Below are 23,514 nucleotides of genomic sequence, written 5' to 3' on the forward strand. Positions count from 1 at the left end.
GTAGAAGGCTTCCATAGCAGGGAGGTATCGCGTTCTAGGAAACCAATGATCGGCTGCTGCTTAGGCGGAACAGCATCCTGGAGGTGTCGATTGGGGCCATGCCGCCTTGCGATGGCGCCTCGTTGCGACATGAGGGTTACCTCGGATTTGTGCTCGCCGAGGGCGTCTTCTCGAGGCGGCGGGCTAGCTTGGCGCGCCTCGGGTGGAGGATAGAGGGTTCGACCACCGGTTGAACCATGTTGCGGCGCGGGGTGTGCTGCCCGTGATCGTGGTTGCCGCCGCACCAAGAGCCCACCATGCGATGAGGACCAGGAATGCGCTGGTCAGGTATGGCACGGTGGTGTAATTGGCGATCAGCATGTAACCGAGACCGAGGATCGCGGCGGCGAAGAGCCGGAGTCCGGACTGGCGGGTCGCGAGGCATCCGGTCGCGACGCCGAGCAGGATGGCGCCGAGGAACTGGGCCGTGCCGCGAAGCCAGATCATGTCTGGGTAGAACACCGTCCCGTACGCGAACCGCTGCAAGCAGACGCCGGCCGCGCCTACGGCGATGAAGGTGACCGGCGGGTTGATGCGATGCAACCACCCCTGGATCTGCTGCACGGGAATGCGCGGTGCGGCGAGCGCGATCAGAGCAGCACAGGCAGCGATCGGCGCGGCTCCGATCAAGGCTGCCGTAACAAAGGTGTCGTCGATGAATCCGACGGCGACGCCCGTTCCAAGTCCCCACAGCCCCGATACCACCAAGCCGAGCACGGCAGCGCCGAAGAAGCCTCGGCGCAGCAGCAAGCCGGTGGTGGTCTGGTCATCGGCGCCCGACGACATGACCCAGGTGGTGGGAGCGAGCTGAGCTGCCGCCCAGCCGGTCAGGACAGCCAGAGCTGCGGCCAAGGCGAGGTTCTCCTCCGGCCAGAGGACCGCGATGATGTCGATCCCCCACGTGTAGGGGTCTGCCGTCGCGATGGTCTGGAACAGAAGGGTTACCGAACAGGCGGCGAGCACCGCGACTCGAGCCAGGCTTGCCAGGGTGAGCCGGACCCGGGGCAGCCGCACTGTTGCCGCCGTCTCGCCGTACTGGTCACTCGAAGGCCTCACGAGACGCAGGGCGCCGTACGAGACGGCGTGAGGGTCCCGCAGCCTGATCGGCGCGGGAAGTGACGTCGCGCCGAGGGCGATCTCAAGATCGGAGATGATGGGGTCGTCGTCGACGAGGATCACGCTGGTGATGTCGGCGATGTCTATGTCGCCGTCCGCGAGCAGCTGTTTGATGTGGTCGTCGACCTGGGCGAGGTGAGGCTGGGCGGCGGCGCTCGCGTCGGTCCGTGTGATCGCTGCTGGCGGATGTGGTTCGGGCAACAGCAGCGGCGCACGGGGCTGGACAGCCAGGATGGCTCTGACCTGCTGCACTTCGCGGGCCATCCGCCAATCACGGTCGATCGAGCCGTCCGGGACGGCGATCTGAACCAGCGCCTCGTCGATGGCTGGCGCGGTCGTGTCACAGATTCGCGCTTTGGCGAGCTGCTGGGAGCCGTCGCTGAGGTCGAGGATTGTCAGGTCGGGCGCGGCAGTACCTACCAGAACAAATGGCCCAGCGCCGCCTGCGAATGCGGTTGCGGCGGCCGCAGTGCTGACGATGTTCGGGGCGGGCAGGCCTGCGCTGGTCGCGGCCTGGCTGAGGCGGTGTCGGGCGCGGTGCCCCCAGGTTCGCGGGTCGACGATCGTCAGGGTGGTGATCGGGATGCCGGCCTGCGAGCAGGCAACGTTCGCCACGTGCGCCAAGACCGCTGAAACAGCGGCGATCGGATCCGGAGTGCCGTCGTCATGGGCGGACGCGTACAGCATGCCAAGAGGATCGGGCTGGTACCGCTCGGGATCCGCCATACCCGCGGCGAGTCCAGCGGCGCCGGTGATCAGCGCTCCGGTGCCGGGATCGGTATAGACCCCATTGGGCAGACCCGAGTGGCCGTCGAAGAGGACGGGTTGAAACCTGCCCGCCGTTTCAGACGCCGCAGTGATCTGCCAGGCGGCGCAGTCGACGGCCAGGTGAAGATCGTTCGCAGGCATGCGAGGCAGTGTCGCAAAAGGACGCTTCCGGGATGGGCCCTCGCGAATCTTCTTCGCATGGTGATAGATGGCCGCCAATTCGGTGGCTGCCGAGTCTGCCTTACCTGTAGAGACAAGACCTTCTTTACGACGGCTACTGGGCAGGTGAAATGACCGACGGCAACAGCGAGGTACAGCGTAAAGCGGCCGCTTTGGCGCGTCAGCCGACGATCTGGGTAGCTGACACAGCGAAACCACGAATCCGGGGGCACGCGTGGCGGCGTACCCTCGCTGTGGCCCGCGCTCTGATGGGCGTTGTCGCGCTCGTGGCCGTGCCCCCAGCGGTGCTCGCGTTGTTCTTCGGCTCGCCCGCCGAGCTGGTGCCGTCCTGGGATGCCGTCACGACGTTCGTCGTTGGTGACCGTCGTCTGCGCGGCGAGGCGGACTTGATCGTGCCGGGCGTCGTGGGGCTGCTTTGGCTTGCCTGGAGCGCGCTGGTGCTGCTGCTCCTCGGCAGCCTGGTGCGCGTCGTTCTCGGCTGGCGCGTTCCGCGATGGCAGCTTCCCGCACCTCTCCACCGGATGCTGTTCGGGCTGGCCGGCACGGCGGTTGTCGCGCTCGCAGCCAGCCCGCAGACCGATGTCGGAACGCCGCCGCCGAGCGCCACCGCGCCCGAGGCGCAAGATTCGGGTGCGAGCACATTGCAGCCAGGAACGGTCACCGTCCTCGTCGGTGAAACCCGCTTTGAGTACGAGGTGAAACGGGGCGACACCCTGTCGAAGATCTCGCGACGGTGGCTCGGTGACGCGGACCGCTGGCCGGAGATCTGCCGGCTGAATCGGCACCAGCACCAGGCGGGCGGGACGAGGCTCACCGACTGCGACCTCATCTATCCCGGCTGGAATCTGAAGCTGCCCGATGATGCCCGGCCGCCGGCTGGGCTGCTGCCTCCTTCGGCGTCACCGACGGTTCCAGGTCCGCCAACGGCTACGCCAGCAGCACCGCCAAGCCGTGCACCGGCAACGAGCAGCCCAACCACACGACCGAGCCAGGCTGAGGAGACGCCCGTTAGTTCTCCCACGGCGGCCATGCCAGCTACGCCCGTTAAGTCAACGAGTGCTCCAGCACCCAGCACACACGCGCCGAATGCCGTGCCTGCCGTCACCGAGACCGGAACGACCTCGCCTTCCACGGACGACAGCGGGGCCGCGGCGACCACCTCCGAAGACGGTGTGCAGCTGTCGCCTGAGAATTGGGTGCCGTGGACGCTTGCGGCAGCGATCAGCGCTGCTGTAATCGCGCTCTGGCGCCAGCGCCGCCGCCGATACTCCGGTCAGCCTGATGACGATCCACCGCTCGACCTGCCTGTCGCCGTTACCGCGGTACGCCGTGCTGTGATCCGGAACCCTGAATTGCTGCTCGCTGCCGGTGATGACGACGGCATAGCCGATCCGCCTGCGGCGTTGCCGCTGTCTTTGGGCGGAGTCGGTCTTCTTGGAGAAGGCGCGCAGGCGGCAGTGCGCGCGGCAGTCGTCACGGCCCTGGCGTCCGGTGATCCGTTTAGACCTGAGGCGCGCGGTGAGGTCGTGACGGATGCCGGCACCCTGAGTGCGCTGCTAGGTCTCGCCGAGGGCGTCGTTGGCGAGTGGACGCGCATCCACGTTGCTGACAGCTTCGAAGACGCGCTTGGTCGGGTTGAAGCTTTGCTTTTGCAGCGCCGCCGAATCCTGGACGAACACGACGTGACTGATCTCGACCAGTTGCGACGGATTGCGCCTGACGAAGTAGCGTTGCCGCCGGTCCTGCTCGTCGCCGAGGCGCCTCAAGCTGGCTCGCGCATGCGTACCAAGGTGGCGCTCTCGGTTGGCGAGGGCCTGAACGTGTCCGCGCTGATGATCGGCGGATGGGAACATGGCATCACGGTTGACGTAGGCATTGGCGGACAGACCCGGATCTTCTCGGGGCAGTCAACGACGCCAATGCCGACCCGCCTGGCCCTACTTGACCAGGCCGCGGCACTGCAGTTCCTCACGGCGTTGCGGGAGGCCCACACGGGCGAACCGCCGGTCGGCGTGGTGGCGCCGGCGGCTGTGGTCCCTTTGCACGCAAGCCGGACTCAGGTTGCAGCGGAAGAGAATCGGTCGCCTGTCCCGGCTGTCGTCGAGCCGGGACGAGCACAGTTGCGTGTGCTTGGACAGCCTTGCATTGAAGGCATCGTCGCTGATGGCCGGCCGTTGCGAGCCAAGGCGCTGGAGCTGGCGGTATACCTGGCCGTGCATCCAGATGGAGCGACTACCCGCGAGGTCGCCGAGTACCTATATCCCGATGCCCGCCTCAGCCAGGCCGATCAACGGGTGCACACCATCGTCTCAAATCTGCGACATGTCCTCGGCCGGACCGGCACCGTCGGAGCGAAGAGGGGCCATCTCATCAAGTCCGGTGGGCGGTACCAGCTCGACCCGGCGACCGTGGATGTTGACGTCTGGACCCTTCGCGACCTGATGCGCGACGCGACCACAGCAGCAGGGGAACGTCGGCGGGAGCTGCTTCTCGCGGCATGCGATCTCAGCAGCGCACCTCTTGCGCTGGGCCAGCACTACGACTGGCTTGAGCCACACCGCGAAACGGTGCGCCGATGGGGCACCGAAGCGCACCTTGCCCTGGCTGACGCGTTAGTAACCAGTGGCGAGCCACAGTCCGCATCCGACCTGCTCGACAAGGCGATCTTGCTGGATTGCTACAACGAGGCGCTCTACGTCGAAGCGATGCGCGCCCGGTATTCCTTGGGAGACGCCGATGGCATCGGCATACTTCTCCGGCTTCTGTCCAAGGCGTTAACCGATTTGGATGCCGATCCCAAGGACACCACCATCGCTTTGGCTAATGGTCTTCGTAGTAGATTGGCCACTCGTTGAGTCAAAACGGCGCATTACAGATGCAAATAAAACATGTGCCGCGACTCAGTACCTTTGGCCCAAGCCTCCCGTACGGGAAGAGCTTCTCTGGAGGCACCCAGGGATGATCAAAGCTAACTTGCCGAGTAAACTCTCCGAGCGTGAGTGAAGGACTTCCCCTGTCGGCGCGATCTGTACATCTTGCCGCAACGCAACATCGTCGATTCCAGCGGGCTGGATTGTCGAAAGCGACGAAGACCCGACCAGCGCGTATGCACTGATTCGATGTACACACTGCCGTGCATTACTGGTGATTCACGAGCGAGAAGAGTGGGATGGGCAGGATCTGGTGTCAGGTGGCCCCCCAACGGTGCTCTGGCCGGGACGGGATGCTCCACTGAGTGCTGAAATCCCCGATACCGCGCGCAGATCTTTCGAGGAGGCCCGTTCATGCCATCGTGCTGGACAATTTACGGCGTCAGCGTTGATGGTCAGGCGAACGATCGAAGCGGTATGCGCCGACAAGAATGCGACGGGAAAGACTTTGCAAGCGAAGCTTGATGATCTTATGAATAAGAGGATCATCGAGGGTAAGCTAGCGGACTGGTCTCACGGCCTTCGAGTGCTCGGCAATGAAGCAGCACACGATCTTACCCTCTTGGTTAGCGCTGCAGATGCTCAGGACTCTTTGGAATTGGCTGAGGCTCTGCTGACCTACGTTTATGTCCTGGATGCCAAATACAACGCCTTCAATAATCGCCGTTCATCACCGAAAGCAGAACCCGGAGAGCCTGCAACCTGAACCTTAGCGCGCTGCTAGTCGATGCGATTCCGGCAGGGCACCTGGTCTCAGTCACGTACTCGCAGAACGTGCGCGATGTGCTCTTTTTTCTATGAGTCCTTGGTTGGCGGCGTGGCTCACCTATTTCTGCGACTCAGAATTCGCTCCTGAAACACAAAGAGGCGGTGTGGAGTTGACCGACATAGTAGAATTTTTGAAAGCGGCCACGCCAATTGCATCGATCGTTGCCGTGCTGGTAACGGTGAGGTTCGCGGCCCGTGGAAAATGGCAGGAGAATGCCTTCGCTGAGATGACCCGAAGGCGGGAAAAGGTCGTCGAATTTCGCAAGGCCTTGTGGCTCCTAGCGTCACGCGCCGACACGTTGCGAAAGATGGCTCACCAGGGGTTGCTGCTGCAGGGTAATGGATTTTCCGTCAGTGGATTCAAATTCGACTTTGACGAGGCTGAACGTCGCCGTGTTGCCCTGATGCAGGCATACGCAGAAGTCGAGACGTTTGCTCCGCACGCGGTTCAAATCGCAGGACGGGACTGCATGGAAGCACTGATTAAGGTCTTCAATGCGGCGCAAATTTTGGATGGGGTTGAAGCCGATGCGGCGTACGCGACCTATCAAGGCCGACACGAGGCGCTAGGTAGTGCTATCAACGACGAAATGAACGCCATCAACCTGTACATCTATACGTCGGTGACCCCATTATGGAGAGCGGTCATGGGTAAAGCGCTTAGAAAACCGCTCCCCTATCTACAGATGCCGCACCTCACGGAAATCAGGAACCCGGAGGAGAGGTTAAATCTCAAGAAAAGCGGACCGGAGTCTCACATCTCTGAGGTCCGACCGGCACCCGACCGATAACCGGCGGAAGATAAGACCTAGCACTCCAGCAAGAAATTTTTCCGGAGTTCAATAAAGACTTGCCGACCATTGTGAATGGCCTTGACGGTGGCTTGATGTCGGCGCCGCAAGATAAATTGGGCGGATCGCGATGCCCGCGAAGTTCATCGCGATATTAGCAGTCTACTAGGGTGGGATACGCTCTGGTAGTTCAACCGCTACTTATTTGCTGGTCGTACGACAGATCCCTCGTACACTTTGTCGTTTTACCGAATGCTGATGTGGACGTGGTTGGTGTGCCAGCCGTACGGATCGTTGCCGCCCCATGCGTTGCTGTAGGCGTGCCAGCCTTCGTCGTCGGTCCAGATCATGCGGAACCAGATGACGTAGCGGATTCCGAGGCGGTCGGCGTTGGCGATCGCCCAGGCAGCCATGGCGTCGCCGCGGGTCTTTTCGGCGCCGGTGGCTTCGCCGCCGGCCGTCATCATCCAGTCGCAGGCTTGGCCTGTGGGATGTTCGCCGTGGTCGTCGATGCGATAGCAGGAGGGTCTCGGAAAGCCAGCAACTTTCGCCTCCTGGACGAGGTGGAGCAGGCGGGGCGTGACGCAGCCGGCACCGGTGGTCGGATCGGGGCGGATGTTGCATTGCTCCTGCGGCCAGGAGCCGTCTGAGTTGCGTGGAGCGGGTACGGCCAAGCCGAGCGTGGAGCAAACGAGCACGGCGTCAGAGATCGCGTCGACCACTTGGACGGCCTCCGGCTCCCACTTCGCGTATGCGTCGGGGAAGGCGGAGATCTGGACTGCTTGGGCGGCCTGGGCAAGTGGCATCGTGTCCCAGTCCGGGATGCTCAGGAGCTTGTCGTAGAACTTTTCGGCCTGGTAGGCGGGCTGCGAGATTTGTTCGGCAGTGCCCCAGCCCTGACTCGGACGTTGCTGGAAGACGCCGATGGAGTCGTAGTTGTTGCGACCTCCGAGGTGGGGAAGGTTGCGGAGACGGGACTCCTGCATGGCGACGGCAAGGGCGATCGTCCAGCCCCAGCGGGGAACCTTCTTGGTGATGCCGACGGAGACGATCGTCTCGGCGATAGCGAGCTGGTCGGCGTCCCAAGCAGTGTTCACGAGATTTGCCTCGGAGGGGGCGATACCGGGTGCGTCGATGTTGGCGCACGCGTTGGCGCCGCTGCCTCCGATCGAGGTCAGCAGAAGAGCTGGTAGGCCGAATACGGCGGTGATCATGGCGATGACGATTCCGGTGACGGCTTTGGTCATGGGTGGCCTTCCGGAGCGGAAACAGAAAAGGGCCGGCTGCATACCGAGTGGGCATGACGGGCCGGGCGAGTCCGCCTTTCAAAGGCGGTGGATCAGCGGGAGCAGGCTCTCGTGCGCCTCATAAAGAAGCCGCGAGAGCAGATCACTGGTCGCCGACAGTGGGTGGCCGATACTGACCGGCACAGCGTTGCGCCAGTCCCAGTGGCCTGCTTGAAGGCCGGGTACGACCCACAGGATGTTGTTGTGGTCGAGGAAGATCGCGCTGTTGATCTGTGGCGCGAGCAGGGTCATCGGTTGGCTGGCGCAGGTGGTCAGGCAGTGGCATCCGGGGTCGTCGTAGAGCAGGCGTTGGTTGCCGTGGTGAGCGGGACAGCGGCAGTCGCAGGGGCGTTCGTGGGGGTTGCGGTAGTTCCGATACGTGGCTGTCTCCTTGATCGAGAAACACAGGCAGAGGTGGGCCGCGCTGTTTGGCGGCCCACCTCAAGGAATCGGGCTGATGGTTCGTGACCGGGTTGATGGCCTGCTGGGGCAGCCGGCTTCGTCCGGGAAAGATCTACTCGCGCAGACGGCGGCGGATATCGGTCGGGTCTACCCCGCGCGCGATGGCGTGGGCCATTGCCTGGATCAGCGGGTCGTCGGGGTCGACTTCCTGAGCTCGCTCGATGGCTAAACGTGCCAGCAGTCCGTTGCCGTTCTGCATCGCGGCGAGCGCGAGCAGAGTGGCCGGCGCGGCGACGTGGGGATCGTCGGCGCGGCGGGTCAGGTCGGTCCATATGCGGACGTCGAGTTCATCGCCTTCGACAGTCGGTATCGCTACGTCACTTGTCTGGGGATCGGTCAGCAGGGCGAGTAGGAGGGCAGCTCGATCGTCGGGAAAGTGGTGATCCTGCTGATAGGTGGTCAGGGTCTCGTCGATGAGATCTTCGGCGAGACCCTGAAACCGAGCTTCAATCTCTTCCTCGGTGCCGGTCGCGATGTCGGCGAGGTGTTGGTGCGCAGCGATAAGGGCCTTGCGCATGGCCTCGCGATCGGGTCCGGTGATTGGGGCGAGCCGGGCAGCGAAAGTGTCGATGTTGTCGGCTGGGGCCAGGCCCAGAAAGGTGGCGTGGGCGGCTACGGCGGTCGTGCTGGAATCGAACGGCACGCCGTCGGTCTGACAGACCGGGGCATCGCACCCGAGATGCCAGATTCGGCTGTCGTGGACGCGGAGCGTTGCCAGGACTGCGACTCCTAGGGCGTTGAACGCCTCCTGGGTGTGGTTTACAGCGGTGGCGATCGGTTCGTCAGGACCGTAGCCGATGAGGATGACGCGGTCGGGATCGTGCGCCGCGATCCGAATGGCGATTGAGGCCGCATCGTCCGCGGCATCGGCCGAGAAGGGTACGGGTGTGGCAGCGGCGAAGAGGATTCGGCCGCTGTGGAGTGCGAGGATGGCGAGCTGATCGTGGGGGTGGAAGCCGAGCAGGTAGGGCACGACGGCGGCTACGTCGGCAGGTTTCTTCAGGTTGATACGGAAAGCGTTGGTCATGGTCATTCCCAGGGTGGGTGATGCTGGGGAAGCCTGCGCACACGTCTGGCCCGGTCGTGCCGGGGACATGCTTCGAGCTCCCCAGCACGGGATGTTGCGGACGGTCGCCGGCAGTAGTGACTACTGCCGCCGCGGTGAAGGCGAACGACCGACGGCGTTCGCCCTGACCGGCTCGCCTAATACCGGCATTGCTTCATGCGGTAAGTCGAGCCAGATCTGTCCAGGCGTCACTGTTTGCGGGTGTCCGCAAGGTGCGCATTGAGGACTGCGTCGAGGTCGAGTTCCCAGCAGTTGGCTCCCAGTTCGCCGGGTTCGAAGAGGTACGGGTTCGTCTCTCCGGCGGTTCTGAGCAAGGTCTGCACTTGGCGTACCTCATTTGCGGGGAGCAACCGGTGGCCGCCGTGGTCGGCGACCACGGACCACAGCCAGGTTGGGTCATGGAACGTGCGGTCGCGGCTTTCGCCGGCGGACCAGATGTTCAAGAGGTCGTACTTGGCGTCGCCATCGACAGGGCTGTCATTAGATGCGACATCGATCAGTGCTGCGGTGTTGAACCGGTTCCGGATGATCGTTGCGGCCTGGGCGGCCGCGGTGACGGCGGCACGTTCGTCGGCGGTAGTGACGGTGATGATGCGCATGGTGCGTCTCGCTTTCGTTAGCGTGTCCCGCATTGGCTGAGTGGTTCCACGCGCGCCCAGGTCCTCGCAGTGGCGAATCCGCGTGCCGCGACTGCCGAGCATCCGCAGGCGCGCGACGCATGGGGAAACGCCGCTCGACCGCGTGCGTGGTCAGAGAATTCCGCCGCGGGTCGGCAGAGGCGAACGCCTCGGACCCGACCGGCTACCGGCGGACCCGAGGCGTTGGCGAAAGGCTCTGTTGCGAGCGTCAGCGTGTCCGCGAGGCGGCGGTGACGGTGATGCCGCAAGGTCCCAAGCTCACCGGGTGCCGGATGCCGAGGGTCTCCTCGACAGTGAGCACGTAGGCCGGCAGCTCAGACACCTTCTCGCGCCACGCCCTGTAGAGCCGGTGCGTGCCGTCGATGAGCAGCGGTGCGGGCTGGTTCTCCACGAGGAGCTGAGCGACGATCACCGGATTGGCGAGGTCGGCCGTCATCGCGTATTCGCGATCGAGCGCGTCGCTGGTAGGGCCGATGAGCGCGGCTGCGGACCGACGCGGATCGCCGAGGTGTTTGAGTCCGTAGAAGCTTGCCCAGGCGTCGACGGGAATCGGCTGGATGGGGCGGTGTCTCGCGGCTATCGCGGCTTCGGCGGCGTCGATGGAGAACGCCCACGGGCCGAAAGAGAACCACTGGCTCACCCGTTGCCTCCGCTGGTGATGGCGCAGGTACCGGCGGGCCGGGCGGTCTTGTATGCGAGCCGCTGTGATTGGTGCGGCACGGATTTCTCCCTTCATGTGGCGCCGGGGCCGAACGTGAGTTCGGCCCCGGCTGGGGGTTAGGCGTTTTGGTTGCTGGCCGAGGGCTGGCCGTCGGCGTGGTCGCCACTGGCCTCTGTGGTGTCGCGGTCTTCGGCGTCGGTCTGGCCGGTGCCGCCGGCGTCGCTGTCCTCCTGCTCGTTGCTGGTGGTCGGTGCCGGGAAGAGGAAGGTGAGCGGGCTTTCCGCGACCAGCACGATGTGGCCGGCGGCGGCGAGCTTGGTGCAGTTGTTCCGCACCGCGCCGGAGCTGACGGTGCGGCCGTGCTGCTCGCCGATCGCGGTGGCGATGTCCTGCGGCGTCATGGGCTTGCCCGGTGCACCTTCCAGGACGGCCTGTGTCACCTTCTCCAGCTCGCCGCGTGCGAAAGGCTGGTTGCCGTCGCCGTTGGCGCCCGCAGTGCTGCTGCGGCTGCCGGTGCTCGCGGCACGCGGTCCGGGAGGCGGTGTGCCCTTGGACAGCGTGACCGTGTGGATCTCGCCGTCCTGGCCGATGACACTCAGCGTGCCGTCCGGGTCGGCGAGGGCCAGGAGTGCCGCGATCAGAGTCGGCATCGTGGTCGTGCCACGGACGACCTGGGCGCAAAAGGGGCAGCGCGGCGGTTTGGGGTCGGGGTCGACTTCGCTGGCCTTGGTCGGTCCGGTGATCCACCGCCGGGTGTCGTCAGGCTTGCGGCGGGCGGCGTCGACCCGTTCCATCGCGTCGAGCAGCCGGCTCGCGGTCGGGTGGCCGATGGTGGTCTCGGCGACGATCTGGTCGAGCGTTGCTCCGTCGTCGCCAGCCTCGGCTAGCACAGCTTTGAGAGCCATGACTCTGCGGTCCGCGAACCGGGGCGCTCGCCGGCTGGCCTCGGCCGCCGGGCTCGGCGGGACACTGGCGGGTGCAGCGCTCGTGCTCACACCGGTGGCCTCGACCATTTTGGCGTCGTCCTGCTCGCCCTCGTCGGACGAGTTGCTCGCACCGTCGCCGTTCGGCTCGGTGAGGTGATCGGCCGGTTCGACGAGTTCGGGGCCGGGCTCGTCTGCCGTTCCCGCGGCATCATCGGCATCGGATCCGGAGTCGCTCGTGTCGTCGACGTTCGCCTTACGGAAGTCGCCCGGGTGCAGCTCGTCGGCGGCGACCTCGGAGAGGATCCAGCGAGCGGGCGTGCCCTCCTCGGCGTCGGGGTCGGCCGGGACGATCAGGTCGGCCTCGACGAGGGCCTTGATGGCCCGGTCGACGGTCGACTTCGCCTTGCTCGTCTTGTCGACGAGCTCGGCCGGTGTGGCCGGGCCGGCTTCGGCGACAGCGCGGAGTACCGCCTGGGCCGCTGGTTGTAGGGATGTGAGATCCATCGGTTTCCCTCCTCGGGAACTGTGGGGTGTCTCCCGGCGCCGATCGGCGCCGGACGATTTGGGCACGCCGAGTGCTGAACACGAGGAAGGCCGGCCACAGCAGTTAGCTGTGGCCGGCCTTCGGTCTGTCAGATGGGTTGTGTTCAGTCGGCGGCGAGTGCGCACACGCGCGCACTGCCATGGAGTGCGCCCAGGTAGGCGCACGCCTGGTTGAGGAACCGGAAGCGGTCGGCAAGGCTGTTGCTGGCCGCCCGCATCAGGTTGCCGTCGGTGGTGATCAGCGCATCACCGACCAACGCGGCACGCCAGTAGAAGCCGACGTAGGTCGCCTCCCCGGCTTGGTACAGGCCCAGCTCGTACGGGTCGAGTCGCTGGTCGCCGGGGTGGGCCAGCATCGCGAGGACCCGGGGCTGATGCTCGAAGCGTCGGCGCGCCTCGGCTTCGCTGAGCTTGTCCGGCGCTGACTGATGCTGGGTCAGGAAGTCCTCCCAGCTCCTTGCCGCCGGTGTAGTGGCGGCTACCTGCGTGTGCCAGTCCCGCCACCGGGCGGCAGCCCGGTCCGCACCGCTGGCTGCGGTGCGATCAAGGTCGAGACGGCACATACGACCTCCGGCAGCTGCGGTGACCGCTCCGCTTCGACGGCTGGCGTTGATCAGCCAGTAGGCGAAGAAGCGGGTCAGCCATCCGAGCAGCGGCAGATGCCGTACCCGGAACCGCTCAACCAGAGTGCCGTTGGTGGACAGCAACTCATCGAGCAATTCGGAGGCCGCGAACCAGTTGGCATCGCTGTCACGGTCAAAGCAGACGGTGACGATGCGCTTTCCAAAGGAAGAGGACATGACGGGGTGCTCCCTTCACGAAGCGGTGAAGTGTGAGGTGGGTGGTGCCACCGGAGCGCTGCGTCTGGTCTGAGACATCTGCGAATGAAGGCGCAAGGCGTGGATCACGAGCCGACCGAGGAGGTGGGCTATGGGTGATCGCGGCGGGCGCGTGCAGATTCCCCGAAGTCGGGGGCAGACGGGCGGCGGTGCGAACAAAAGGAATCCGCACCGTAGCTCCATCACCTGACAGCGCCAGCGCTGTCAGAAACCGCGATCATGTACGTGACCTGCGCTGTTAGAAACCGCCTCGCGCCTGTCGACGGTTGTCAGAGTTGGAAGGAGCCGTCCTCGCCGTAGTTCGGGTTGGCGGCGGCCGGAGCGCCGTGGTCGCTGGGCAGCTCAATCAGCCGAACCCTGCTGATCTCGCCTGCGGGAAGCCACACCGGGTCAGCCGGCTCGTGGTTCTGCGTGGCGGTCGCGACCGGGACGCCGGCAGGTTGCTCGTCACGCAGGAGCCGGTGTAGGTGCTCCTCGCGTTGTTCGCTGCCGAGCCAGATCAGGATCGGGTACCGGGGTCCGCCGTCTCGGACCAGGCCTTCGTAGCGGCTGAGTTTGGCGATCACGCGGCCCAGCGGTTCGGTGCCGTTGTCGGCTTCGAGGAAGAACCCGACCGTCGTGTCGGCATCGGTCCAGAGGCCATGTCCGTCCGCGGTGATGCTCCGGAACTGGTTGCTGGTCGTCGTCTCGGACCACCAGCGCTCCAGCCGTGCTTCGGCGTGCCGCAGGCTCTGCGCCTTCAGGCGTACAAAAAATTCGTTGACCGTGATCAGGTGGTTCAGGTGCGGGTTCGTCGACAGCCTTTGCACGAGCTGGTCGCTGGAACGCGGGGTGAGCTCGGGCCGGCGGTGGACCGAGGCCTGGAATCTTCGGCCGTTGTAGCCGAGCGTCCAGTGCCAGGGCTGGGTGCCTCCGCCGTCGCGGAAGAAACGGAATCGCTCGAGCAGGTCGAGGTCCGCGAGGACGCGGAGGCGGAGCTCGCAGGTGCGCCGGGCTCGAAACAGCAGTCGGTGGACTTGACCGGTGGTCAGGATCTGGTGCTCGTCGAGAAGCTGGAGCAGGGTTCGGTCGCGGTTGGTGATTCGTGGATAAAGGGAGAGAAGGCTGTTTGTACGTGAGGAAGGCATGGTGTTCACCCCTGTGGGGAGAGAGACCCCGTAGGGAGTCGTGACGTGTCGATCTTGGCGATTCGCCCGGCGGTGGCGGCATTCACGCAGCTCAGAAACCTGACAGGAGCTGGCGAGAGGGCTCGCCGGGGTGCTCGCTTCGCAGACGAGCCCAGACGAGCCCTCAGGCGAGGACCCCAGCGAGGAACCCCGCGCACTTCCGGTCAGGCGTTGCCGTCGGCCATCCGGCGGCGCATCGCGTGGCGGGCGAGCTGCTGCATCGGCGGCTCCTCACCCGTTGGTACGTTCGCCGCCGCGCAGAGCTGGCGGATCGCGGTAGGTTCGCCGTCTTTCGGCCCTGGCGGGTTGGTGACCATGCTGAACGCCGGTAGTTCCCGGTTGCCGACCAACAACCTGGCGGTGGCGGTGAAGAGGTCAAGGTTGGCGAGGTCATGCTCGTCGACCTGGGGTTTGGTGTGTTTGGACAGCTCTTTGGCATCGCCCGGGTCGACGTTAAAGAAGATCTTCGACCGCGCGTTCGCCGACAGCGCCGCAGCGACGTCATCGGGGAGCTGGTGCAGATCCTGATGAGCGAGGACGAGGCTGAGCCGGAACCCGCGTGCCTCGGCCAGCATGTCGCTGACGCTGTTCGGCAAGGTCAGGAAGTTCTGGCACTCGTCGAGATAAAGCACCGCGTCCTTGCGCTGCTCTTCCGGGGTGCTGGCCCGTGCGATCGCGGCCTGCCAGACCCGGGCGACGAGCAGCGAGCCGAGGATCCGGGCGGTCTCCTCGCCCAGGGTTCCCTTGGGCAGTCGGCACAACAGCACACCGCCGTCGAGGACCTGACCCATGTCGAACGAGCTGTGGGCGTTGCCGATCACGTTCTTCACGAAGTCCCGCAGCAGGAACGCCCGCAGCCTCGCGAGGACAGGGGCGATGACCTGGCCGCGGAACTGCTCGTTGATGCCGTCGTACCAGAGCCAGAACCCGCCGAGTCCTTCCGGATCATCCAGGCCATGGGTGAACCGGGCCCGGAACTGCCGGTCCTGCAGCAGCGACGGCACCAGGCTCAGGGTGGGTCGGGCGTGGCGCATCAGGGTGAGGCAGGCGACGCGCATGGTGTCGTCCATGCGCGGTCCCCACTGCCCTTGGAAGATCTTCGCGAAGATCCCCACCAGGTTGTCCACGGCGAGATGGGCGTCGCCCTGGTCGTCTAGGGGGTTGAAGCAGGCGCTGTTCTCCTGCTCCGGGTCGATGATGTGGATGCGGTCGGCGTAGCTGGCGGGGAGCCGGTCGAGGATGTCGATGATCAGGTCGCCGCGAGGATCGATGACCACCGTGCCGCGCCCGGCGCGGATGTCGCCCAAAATCATGTTGAGCAGCAGCACCGACTTACCGACACCGGTCTTACCCACCAGATGTACGTGTTGACGGCTGTCGACGACTCGGAGCCCGACGCTGTGGCCGCCGACCTGCGAGCGGCCGAGGATCCGGACGTTGCGGCCGCCGGACGGCACCTGCACCGGGGCCGGTACCGCCTTGGCGCGGGCCCGGTCCAAGCCGGGCACTGCCAGGTCTTGGGGCAGGGCCGCGAGCGCGGCGAGTTCGGGCACGGTGGACAGGAAGCCGCGCTGGAGGCGGCGTGCCGCGATGCCGGCGACCGGGTGCGCCATCTTCATCCGGCGCAGCCGGTTCGGCCCGGTGTACGACGCGGAGGCCGAGGCGATCGTGTGTGCAAGCCCGGCGAGGCGTTGTCGGATCTGCTCCGTCTGTTCCGGGGTCGGCGGTGTGCGGCCGGCATCGGCGGCGACCGCGTACCGGATCGCGATCTCGAAGTGCGGCACCCGGATCGCCTTGTCCACCAGCGTGCGCGCCTCGGCAGCGGCGACCGGATCCCGCTCGGGCCGTTGGACCGCGGCCGCCGAGCTGCGCTGCCGGGACGGGCTGGGCAGGAAGACTTCGATCAGCCAAAGCAACGGCTCGATCAGCAACCGCACCGCGCCGGACACGACGTGGGAGGCCAGGTCGGGTCGTCCTCGCGGATAGTTGCTGCTCTCCGCTGCCGCCCGGCGAGCCGCGCGGACCCGGCGGGCTGAGGCAGGCCGGGCAAGGACCTGCACGCAGGCGTGTTCGCGGCTGCGGACCTCGGCACCGGCGGCGAGCAGCGCCCGCAGCGGATCGGTGCCGTGATCGGTACGCAGCGGCAGCACGTCGGTGTGCTGGGGCCAGTGCGCTCCGCCGGTTTGTTCGGCAACGGTGGCCGGGATCGGCTCGGCCGCCGCTTCGGTGGTCAGGGTGGCGGCGGGCCAGGCCGCGCGGACGGCGGCCTCGACAGCGCCGGGCGGCACGGTGCCAGGCACCCAAACCCGGATCGTCAGCACCCGGCCGTTCCAGATGTACTCCCAGCCCACGTGCGGGTAGCCGAATATCCGGCGCCGCCACACCGATGGGGTCAGGACGCCGGCCAGGGTGCTCCAGAATGCGGCGGCGGCCTCAGCGGTGACTTCCGGCGGCGCCGCGATGATCACCCATCGGGCGTCCGCCGTGAGCCGGCGGTGCCGCCAGGCGTGGAGCTGGTCGTGGCCGATGACAGCCACGACGGCCGCGATCGCGGCGAGAATGCCGAGCCACGGCCGAGCGAAAATCCATTGGGCGAGGTCGCCGAGCCAGGTCGGGACAGCCGTCATCCGGCCTCCCCGATGCCAGTGACGGCGATCTTGTGTTCGGCGGCGGATCCGACGCTGCGGAACGGGATGCGGTTGCGTCCGGCCACGAGCAGCCCCTCGCCCCTTGGCGCCGAGAGCAGAAGCCGCGCTTCTCCAGCGGTCAGGGCAAACGCGGCGGTGACGGCATCGATGGACTGAGTGGACTGACGCATCAGCACCTGGGTCGCCGCATTGGACACCACCGCCAGGCCGAGGTCGGTCGAAAGCACGTCGGCGGCGTCCTGGGAAATCACGGCCAGTCCGGCCCGCCGTTTACGGGCGGCCTTGGCCATCCGGAACAGGAACCGGCTGCCTTCCGGGTCGCGCATCAGCAGCCAGGCCTCGTCGACCACCACCAGGCTCCGCCGATCGGGTGCGGCCGGGGTGTCGATGCTCGACCAGATCGCGTCGAGGGCCAGCAGCGTGCCCACGGTGCGCACCTCGTCGGGCAGATACCGCAACGACCACACCGTCAAATGCCCACCAGGGCTGCTGGTCGTTGGGCCGTCGAACAGAGCGGCGAAGTTGCCGCCGGTCCACGGTGCCAGCCGCGCGCCGAGCTGCCCGGCAGCAGGATCGGCGTCGGCCGTCAGAACAGCGCCGAGGTCGCGTAGCAGCGGCGCTGGGCGGGTCCAGGTCGCGGGGTCGGCGTTGATCCCCGCGCGGGCGTAGGTGGTGGTGATCGCCCGGTCGAGGGCGGCTCGTTCGGCCGGTGGCGGGACCGCGCCGAGCATCACGGAGATCAGCGTGTGCAGGAACAGGCCGCGCCGGGTCAGGGTGTCCGGGCGGTCGTCGGCGGGCAGGTCGAACGGGTTGAGGCGTACCCCAGGCTGTCCCAGCCGCACCACGGCGCCGCCGACGTGTTTTGCGAGCGGCGTGTACTCGTCTTCCGGGTCGATGACCGCCACGGTCGTGCCCTGATAGAGGTTGCGGAGCACGTCGAGTTTGACCAGGTAGCTCTTGCCGGCGCCGGAACGGGCCAGGACCACGCTGTTGTGGTTGTCCTGCGTCCACCGGTTCCACAGCAGCACGCCGTTGCTGGTGGTGTTCAACCCGTACAGCACGCCTTCGGACCCGGCGACCAGCCCCGGCGTCGGGGCGGGCAGGTCGGCCGAGGCGAGCGGGAATGCCGCCGCGAGCGCGGTGGTGTCGAGCACCCGCCGCATGCGCAGCGGGTCCACGCCGAGCGGCAGCGTGGCGATCCAGCCCTGGTGCTGGCGGAAGGTCACCGGTTGCAGGTCGAGCAGCACGCTCGCGGCCGCCGCCTTGACGCCGGCGGTGACCTGCCGCAGCTCGTCGAGGTCGCGGGCGTGGATGGTGACGTAGATGCCGGTGTTGTAGAGCTTGGCCGCGCCGCGGGCGACCCGGTCGGCGAGATCGGCGGCGTCCTCGGCGGCTGCCTCGGTCATCGGGTCGTCGAGGCGGCCTTGGTCGGCGGTGAGCCGGCGCGAGGACTCCAGGCGTGCGCGTTGGCGTTTTAGCATCGGGGCGGCCAGCTGCGGCGGGATCGGATCGATGTGGACCGCGACGTCGACGCGGCCGGGATAGGACAGCAGCGGGTCGAGCCAGGCCGGGCCGACCTGTGCGGGGAAGCCGCACACCGCGAACGTGGCGGCGTACCCGTCACCGACCCGGACATGTCCGGGCTCAATCAGCAAGGCGGCCGGGGAGGGCATCTCCCCGGCCGCCGTAGTCGTCGTCGTGTTGCTTTTGAGCAGGTTCAAGGTGTACTCCGCAGGGTGATCGGGATGCCCGGCACCGCACGCGGCCCAGGCACAACAGTGGCGAAAGGGTCGACCGCGCCGGCCAGCGCCGCGGCGACAGCCGGGCCATCCAGCGGGGTGGCCTCGATGCCGAGACCGGACAGCGACCGCACCGCCGCTTCGGCGGCGTGTTCGCCGGTGATCACGGCCACGACCTGCCGGCGCAACGGATCGCGCCCGTTGTCGAGGTCGGCCAGGAACGCGGCGTGATCTGCGGCGGCGGCCTGCAACGCCGGATGGGACAGCCGTGGCACCTGATCAGCGACAGTCTCTGCGTGGGCACTCAGGTCATGGCGTTGTGCCGCTACGACGATCTGCGCCGGTGCGGTCAGGGCGTTGAGGAACCGGGCGAACCCGTCGAGCAGCGCGCTCTGTTCGCTGCCGGTGCGCAAATGAATGTTCGTGGTGCCACAGGCGATCAGCACCCGGTCGCCGCCCTCGCTGGTGAGGATCCCGGCCGCGCTAATACTCGTGACCGGGGAACGCAGCGGCGCCGGCACCGTCGGCATGCCGTTCGCCGCGGCGACCGCGCTGGCACGGGTACGGCCGGGGGCAAGCGTGCGGGGGTTGCGCTTGAAGGCGAGTCCGTGCCGCAGCCACACGTCCAAGGGCAGGCCATCGCGCCGGCCGAGCACCACGCCGACGGTCACCGCCGCGACCACGGCCGCGATCGTGATCCAGGCCGCCTGTGGGAGGAGCGGGCCGAGCCGTGAGTAGAGCATCCAGCCCACGAAGGCGACGGTGCCGAGGATCGCGAGCTGGCGAAACGTCAAACCCCAGGCGATGGTGTCCGGGGCGCCGATGTCGGCAGGAACCGAAGTCTGCGGAATGTCGTCGTTGCCGATCATTGCTGGTCTCCGTTCAAGATGACTCGGCGCAGCCGCCGGTAGTGGTGATGGTTGTGCTGATGCACCGCCACCTGGGTCGGGGCCGGTTCTGCCTGCCGTCGGCGCAGCAGGCTGCGGGTCACCGACTGCATGACGACCGCGCGCACCAGCACGCTCGCGCTGTTGCGTCCTCCGCCCGAACTGGTGACGTAGCGACCGACCAGCTTCGGGATTCGGATCGTGAGCATCAGCAGGCAGAACGCGATGAACAGGTTGGCAATCTCGAAATCGTGGTCATCGGCGTCGGCGCCCAGGACCTCCGGGACACGAAACGTCGGGCCGATCAGCAGGCTGACGCCCTCGGTGAAGAACAGCGCCTGCAGCACCGGGGTGATCAAAGTGCCGAGCAGGGCGCGCCACCACAGCCCCACCACCGCTTGGGTCTGCGGCAGGCCGTAACAGGCCAGCGCGGCCGGGGCGATTCCCGCCAGGACGATCAGCACCGCGACGCGTCCGAACCAGCTCACGATGAGCAGGTAGAACATGATGACGATGAGAATGCCGAGCGCGGCGGTCATCAGGGCCACACCCGGGCTGGACATGCTCGCCACAATCCGGTCCTGAACGAACCGGATCACCTCAGGACCGGCGGCGGTCTCGCCGGTCAGCGCCAACGTCAGCGCATTGGCGATCTCGATCAGGGCGTCGCACAGTTCGACGCCGAAGTTCGCGGCGATCAACCCGAACACCAGGCGGGGCAGCAGCTCCTTGACCTGGTACTGCGTTTGCAGACTGCCGTGAGTCATGCCGAGCAGTCCGGCCGTGATGAACGCCAGCACGTAGGCCGCGTTCACCACCACCAGCGACCGCTCGGCCAACTGCTGGACCTGCGGGAACCCGGTGACCGCCGGCGACAGGAACACTTTGTCGGTCAAGAGCGTGACCAGGCCGGCAAGCAGGCTCACGACCTGTTCGGCGAGCCACTCGACGATGCCGTCGTACAGCCAGTCGGTCACCGGTCAACCACCGATGATGCTTTGCAGCACGTCGAGAATCGTCGGCGACAGAAACGCGAGGGCGTAGCCGATCAGGGCGGATTTGAAGTTGCCTTTCGCCTGTTCCACCTGAGCCGGATCGCCGCCGGCAGCCGTGTATCGCAGGCCCGCGATGACCAGGAACAGCGTCGCGACCAGCGCGAGGATGCCCATGATCCAGTCGGTGAGGCCGTCGATGACTTGAGGAATGGTCTTCGGTGCCGCCAACACCACCTGGGGCATGGCGGCGACCTCGGCAAGAACCGAGAGAGTCGTGTGCACTTGCGGCGCTCCACAGATCTGTGGGGCCGCCGCGGTGAGGACCTGGGCGAGAACGGTCAAGTCCGGTGGGGGCGCTCCTCCCTCACATCACGCGAAGGGAATGCGGTGTCAGTACGCCGCGCCAGCCATGCCGGACGTGAGCTCCGCCGGAAGAAACGGTCCTCACCGGGCGGGCATGCCGTGGATGACATGCACCCCTCAGATCCGAGTTGTCAGGCCGATCGAACTCGCCGAAGATCTGTCACCACCTGACAGAACCGGTCAGCGCGGGCCGTGTTACCGACATCGGGTGTTGTCCGGCTCGATTTGGGCCGACAACGAGCGCTGTCGGGCCGGATCTTGTAGTGACAACGAGTGCTGTCGTGGCGGATCTTGGGGCGACATAACCTGTTGTCGAGCCCTGCGCCGTAGGAAATCATCGACGCGCATCGTTGTCGTGCTGATTCGGAGGTGCCGTCATGAACGCCGACCCCACCAGCGTGCTCCTGCCAGGCAGCGATATCCGGAAGCCGCGGTCCGAGGACGTCGGCAGGGTGGTGATGCGGTGAACGGCCCCGCGCTGCCTGCTCCCGTATCCCGGCAGCTCAACATCCAGGTCGCTCAGATGATCCTGCAGATGGCGCAGCAGCTCTGCGACGCTGACGCACAGGAGCCGACCGATCGCGAGGTGCGTTTGGCCGTGCTCGCCGCAGCCCACCTGCTGCACTCCGAAGTCGGCGCACATCGCGAAGACGCGGCCATCAGTGCCGCACAAGCTGGCGCTGACTACGTCGAGCTCGGGAACGCCATCGGCATGACCCGCCAGGGCGCCCGCCGACGCTGGCCCGGCCTCGCCGCCATCACCCGTACCGCCCGTCAGCTGTAGTCCACCACGCAGGCGCGGCAAGCAAACGTGGCCGCACCGGGTCAGCCCGGTGCGGCCACGTAGTCGTGGTGGGTAGCTACCGTCAGGCGGCTCTCTTCCCTTCTGAGGCGATCGTCGACCGCATTGGATTTGACAGATCGCCGCTGGTCACGGCTGCGGCAACGGTCCGCTCGGCGCGGCGCCGTCGCATCCGCAGCGATCCCGGGGTGACGCCCCGCTCAGCAGCGAGTTGCTCGATCATCGCGTCACCGAACCGGGTCATGCTGATCAGCTCGGCTGCCTCGGCCGTGATCAGGCCGGCAGCGGCAGCACGGCCGAGCAGTAGATCCGGATGCCCGTACGGCATGCGCGGCGACCGCGACCCGACGGGAAAATCTAGCGGCAGTTCCTCGCCGTCGTCAGCGAGGACCACCGCGGCGCCAGCCCGCCAGGCGGTCCAGCACATCCGCAGCCAGAGCCGGGGCGGTTTCAGGTCCGCCGTACGCAGCGCCTCGAGGAAACCGGCCAGGACCTCGGAATCGACGTCGTCGGCGTGCCGCGGATCGTCGTGGCTGATCCGGGCTGCCAGGTGCGTCAGCGCCGGTAGGGCGAGGCCGATGGCGCCGACCACCCAGGCCGGTCCCCACTCGCGGGCGTGGCGGGCGAGTTGCTGCCACAGCTTGTCGGTTGTGCTGCTGTCATGGCGTTCGTAAATCAGCAAGGTGCGTAGCTCGTCGAGCGGCAGTGTGCTGTTCGGCAGTCCGGGGATCCGTCGGGCGTCGAACACCAGCGGGGCGGGCTCGCATGTCAGCATGGCGAAGGCCTTCTCCGCCGTGGTCAGAGCTGTTTCGTTGATGCGGGTGCGGGATGTCATCGTGTCGTCCTCGTTCAGAGTCCGGCGCTGCACTTGGACCGTGCAGGCTTTCTGGAACTCCGATTGAGGCAGTACGGCCTGACACCAGAAGCGATTGTCAGACCGTGACAGGTCCGGTCAGGTTTTCAACCGGCCAGCAGAGGCCTGCTTGCTCGCGCGGCGGACCTGGCACTTACTAACGCGCCCTGATTATCAGCACCTCACGCGAATGCGCGGCCACATGGGATCAGTGGTTATCCAAATCGTCGGCTGCTGAGTGGTGAGGCAGCCTGCTGTTCTCCGAGTTTTCCGAGTCCTGATCGGCCATTCCGGTGTGCTGGCTGTCCAGCATTTCCTGGAGTTGGGCGTGGGTCTTCGATGCGGCGTTGAGCTGCGGTGTGAAGGCGTCGGGTTCGTCAGTCGCGAGGACACGGAATAGCTTGACCGCCTCGGATGTCGCGACCAGAGCCTGGTCGGACGCCTCCTCCAACTGGACCGCCACGAATCCGACGTTCCACAGCGACATGGCGAGGCCGGGTAGGTAGGCGTCGCGATTGCTGGCTACCAGCTCCCGGCGTAGGTCGACGGCTTCCTGGCTGGCGGTCAATGCCTCGGCCCGCCGGCCTGCCGCCGCCAATCGGATCGCGTGGTTGTTCACCGACGTCGCGAGGTCGGGTAGATAGGCGTCGCGGTTGTCGGCTACCAGCTCCCGGCGTAGGTCGACGGCCTCCTGGCTGGCGGTCAATGCCTCGACCCGCCGGCCTGCCGCCGCCAACCGGCTCGCATGGTTATTCACCGACATGGCGAGGTTGGGTAGGTAGGCGTCGCGGTTGTCGGCGGCCAGCGCCCGGTAGAGGTCGACGGCTTCCTGGCTGGCGGTCAATGCCTCGACCCGCCGGCCTGCCGCCGCCAACCGGCTCGCATGGTTATTCACCGACATGGCGAGGTTGGGTAGGTAGGCGTCGCGGTTGTCGGCGGCCAGCGCCCGGTAGAGGTCGACGGCTTCCTGGCTGGCGGTCAATGCCTCGACCCGCCGGCCTGCCGCCGCCAACCGGCTCGCATGGTTATTCACCGACATGGCGAGGTT

20 protein-coding genes are annotated in these 23,514 nt (G+C 66.5%); 4 read left to right on the forward strand and 16 right to left on the reverse strand.

Going from position 1 to position 23,514, the window contains the following annotated elements:
- Positions 1–183: 183 nt before the first annotated feature.
- A complete protein-coding gene (locus B0I29_RS43970; protein WP_146617107.1) occupies positions 184–2,301 on the reverse strand; it encodes an Hsp70 family protein in 2,118 nt (705 codons plus the stop codon).
- 35 nt (positions 2,302–2,336) lie between these two features.
- On the opposite strand from B0I29_RS43970, the gene B0I29_RS43975 reads away from it, so the two are divergent.
- The 3 genes from B0I29_RS43975 (at position 2,337) to B0I29_RS43985 (ending at position 6,592) form a co-directional block, all read left to right on the forward strand.
- Entirely contained in the window at positions 2,337–4,958 is a 2,622-nt protein-coding gene (locus B0I29_RS43975; RefSeq protein ID WP_245973211.1) for a BTAD domain-containing putative transcriptional regulator, read from the forward strand.
- A 289-nt stretch (positions 4,959–5,247) separates the two neighbouring features.
- Complete coding sequence (locus tag B0I29_RS43980; RefSeq protein WP_181558301.1) at positions 5,248–5,739, forward strand: DUF4145 domain-containing protein; 492 nt, start codon at positions 5,248–5,250, stop codon at positions 5,737–5,739.
- Between the two features lie 166 nt (positions 5,740–5,905).
- Entirely contained in the window at positions 5,906–6,592 is a 687-nt protein-coding gene (locus B0I29_RS43985; RefSeq protein WP_146617108.1) for a hypothetical protein, read from the forward strand.
- 245 nt (positions 6,593–6,837) lie between these two features.
- On the opposite strand, the gene B0I29_RS43990 is transcribed toward B0I29_RS43985, so the two are convergent.
- The 13 genes from B0I29_RS43990 to B0I29_RS44050 form a co-directional block, all read right to left on the reverse strand.
- Entirely contained in the window at positions 6,838–7,839 is a 1,002-nt protein-coding gene (locus tag B0I29_RS43990) for a VldE C-terminal domain-containing protein (protein ID WP_111655136.1), read from the reverse strand.
- A gap of 78 nt (positions 7,840–7,917) precedes the next feature.
- Positions 7,918–8,130 (reverse strand): hypothetical protein, encoded by a 213-nt coding sequence (locus tag B0I29_RS43995; RefSeq protein WP_111655137.1) that lies wholly within the window; start codon positions 8,128–8,130, stop codon positions 7,918–7,920.
- Positions 8,131–8,392: 262 nt separating this feature from the next.
- Complete coding sequence (locus B0I29_RS44000; protein WP_181558303.1) at positions 8,393–9,367, reverse strand: DUF4192 domain-containing protein; 975 nt, start codon at positions 9,365–9,367, stop codon at positions 8,393–8,395.
- A gap of 227 nt (positions 9,368–9,594) precedes the next feature.
- Entirely contained in the window at positions 9,595–10,005 is a 411-nt protein-coding gene (locus B0I29_RS44005; protein ID WP_111655139.1) for a hypothetical protein, read from the reverse strand.
- Positions 10,006–10,252: 247 nt separating this feature from the next.
- Positions 10,253–10,684: a hypothetical protein gene (locus B0I29_RS44010; protein WP_111655140.1), complete on the reverse strand. Its 432-nt coding sequence runs from the start codon at positions 10,682–10,684 to the stop codon at positions 10,253–10,255.
- A 137-nt stretch (positions 10,685–10,821) separates the two neighbouring features.
- A complete protein-coding gene (locus B0I29_RS44015) occupies positions 10,822–12,135 on the reverse strand; it encodes a MarR family transcriptional regulator (protein WP_181558304.1) in 1,314 nt (437 codons plus the stop codon).
- A gap of 143 nt (positions 12,136–12,278) precedes the next feature.
- Positions 12,279–12,974, reverse strand: a complete 696-nt coding sequence (locus B0I29_RS44020; RefSeq protein ID WP_111655141.1) for a hypothetical protein — start codon at positions 12,972–12,974, stop codon at positions 12,279–12,281.
- A 308-nt stretch (positions 12,975–13,282) separates the two neighbouring features.
- Entirely contained in the window at positions 13,283–14,140 is an 858-nt protein-coding gene (locus B0I29_RS44025; RefSeq protein ID WP_111655142.1) for a replication-relaxation family protein, read from the reverse strand.
- Between the two features lie 203 nt (positions 14,141–14,343).
- The gene (locus B0I29_RS44030) at positions 14,344–16,806 is read right to left on the reverse strand and encodes a type IV secretory system conjugative DNA transfer family protein (RefSeq protein WP_111655143.1); all 2,463 of its coding nucleotides are present in this window, start codon (positions 16,804–16,806) and stop codon (positions 14,344–14,346) included.
- On the reverse strand, positions 16,803–18,500 hold the full coding sequence (locus tag B0I29_RS44035) for a VirB4 family type IV secretion system protein (protein WP_111655148.1): 1,698 nt from the start codon (positions 18,498–18,500) through the stop codon (positions 16,803–16,805). The genes B0I29_RS44030 and B0I29_RS44035 overlap by 4 nt, the downstream gene beginning before the upstream one ends.
- 44 nt (positions 18,501–18,544) lie before the next feature.
- Positions 18,545–19,435, reverse strand: coding sequence for a PrgI family protein (locus B0I29_RS44040; RefSeq protein ID WP_111655144.1), 891 nt, complete (start codon positions 19,433–19,435; stop codon positions 18,545–18,547).
- Positions 19,432–20,430, reverse strand: a complete 999-nt coding sequence (locus B0I29_RS44045; RefSeq protein WP_111655145.1) for a conjugal transfer protein TrbL family protein — start codon at positions 20,428–20,430, stop codon at positions 19,432–19,434. The genes B0I29_RS44040 and B0I29_RS44045 overlap by 4 nt, the downstream gene beginning before the upstream one ends.
- Before the next feature lie 3 nt (positions 20,431–20,433).
- A complete protein-coding gene (locus tag B0I29_RS44050) occupies positions 20,434–20,790 on the reverse strand; it encodes a pilin (protein WP_245973212.1) in 357 nt (118 codons plus the stop codon).
- 484 nt (positions 20,791–21,274) lie between these two features.
- Between B0I29_RS44050 and B0I29_RS46240 the strand changes: the two genes are divergently transcribed.
- Positions 21,275–21,595 (forward strand): hypothetical protein, encoded by a 321-nt coding sequence (locus B0I29_RS46240; RefSeq protein WP_181558306.1) that lies wholly within the window; start codon positions 21,275–21,277, stop codon positions 21,593–21,595.
- 82 nt (positions 21,596–21,677) lie between these two features.
- Here B0I29_RS46240 and B0I29_RS44060 read toward each other — a convergent pair whose 3' ends face one another.
- Both B0I29_RS44060 and B0I29_RS44065 read right to left on the reverse strand, forming a co-directional pair.
- Positions 21,678–22,448: a hypothetical protein gene (locus tag B0I29_RS44060; protein ID WP_111655150.1), complete on the reverse strand. Its 771-nt coding sequence runs from the start codon at positions 22,446–22,448 to the stop codon at positions 21,678–21,680.
- 226 nt (positions 22,449–22,674) lie between these two features.
- Positions 22,675–23,514: tetratricopeptide repeat protein (locus B0I29_RS44065; protein ID WP_146617109.1), on the reverse strand; the 840-nt coding region annotated here is incomplete at its 5' end.

It is taken from the genome of Actinoplanes lutulentus, from assembly GCF_003259845.1.
Lineage (GTDB): Bacteria > Actinomycetota > Actinomycetes > Mycobacteriales > Micromonosporaceae > Actinoplanes > Actinoplanes lutulentus.

What these genes read in the sequence shown, in the direction of transcription:
- B0I29_RS43990 (WP_111655136.1), bottom strand. Translation starts at nt 7,839, where the DNA reads ATGACCAAAGCCGTCACCGGAATCGTCATCGCCATGATCACCGCCGTA.
- B0I29_RS43995 (WP_111655137.1), bottom strand. Translation starts at nt 8,130, where the DNA reads ATGACCCTGCTCGCGCCACAGATCAACAGCGCGATCTTCCTCGACCAC.
- B0I29_RS44000 (WP_181558303.1), bottom strand. Translation starts at nt 9,367, where the DNA reads ATGACCAACGCTTTCCGTATCAACCTGAAGAAACCTGCCGACGTAGCC.
- B0I29_RS44005 (WP_111655139.1), bottom strand. Translation starts at nt 10,005, where the DNA reads ATGCGCATCATCACCGTCACTACCGCCGACGAACGTGCCGCCGTCACC.
- B0I29_RS44015 (WP_181558304.1), bottom strand. Translation starts at nt 12,135, where the DNA reads ATGGATCTCACATCCCTACAACCAGCGGCCCAGGCGGTACTCCGCGCT.
- B0I29_RS44020 (WP_111655141.1), bottom strand. Translation starts at nt 12,974, where the DNA reads ATGTCCTCTTCCTTTGGAAAGCGCATCGTCACCGTCTGCTTTGACCGT.
- B0I29_RS44025 (WP_111655142.1), bottom strand. Translation starts at nt 14,140, where the DNA reads ATGCCTTCCTCACGTACAAACAGCCTTCTCTCCCTTTATCCACGAATC.
- B0I29_RS44030 (WP_111655143.1), bottom strand. Translation starts at nt 16,806, where the DNA reads ATGACGGCTGTCCCGACCTGGCTCGGCGACCTCGCCCAATGGATTTTC.
- B0I29_RS44035 (WP_111655148.1), bottom strand. Translation starts at nt 18,500, where the DNA reads ATGCCCTCCCCGGCCGCCTTGCTGATTGAGCCCGGACATGTCCGGGTC.
- B0I29_RS44040 (WP_111655144.1), bottom strand. Translation starts at nt 19,435, where the DNA reads ATGATCGGCAACGACGACATTCCGCAGACTTCGGTTCCTGCCGACATC.
- B0I29_RS44060 (WP_111655150.1), bottom strand. Translation starts at nt 22,448, where the DNA reads ATGACATCCCGCACCCGCATCAACGAAACAGCTCTGACCACGGCGGAG.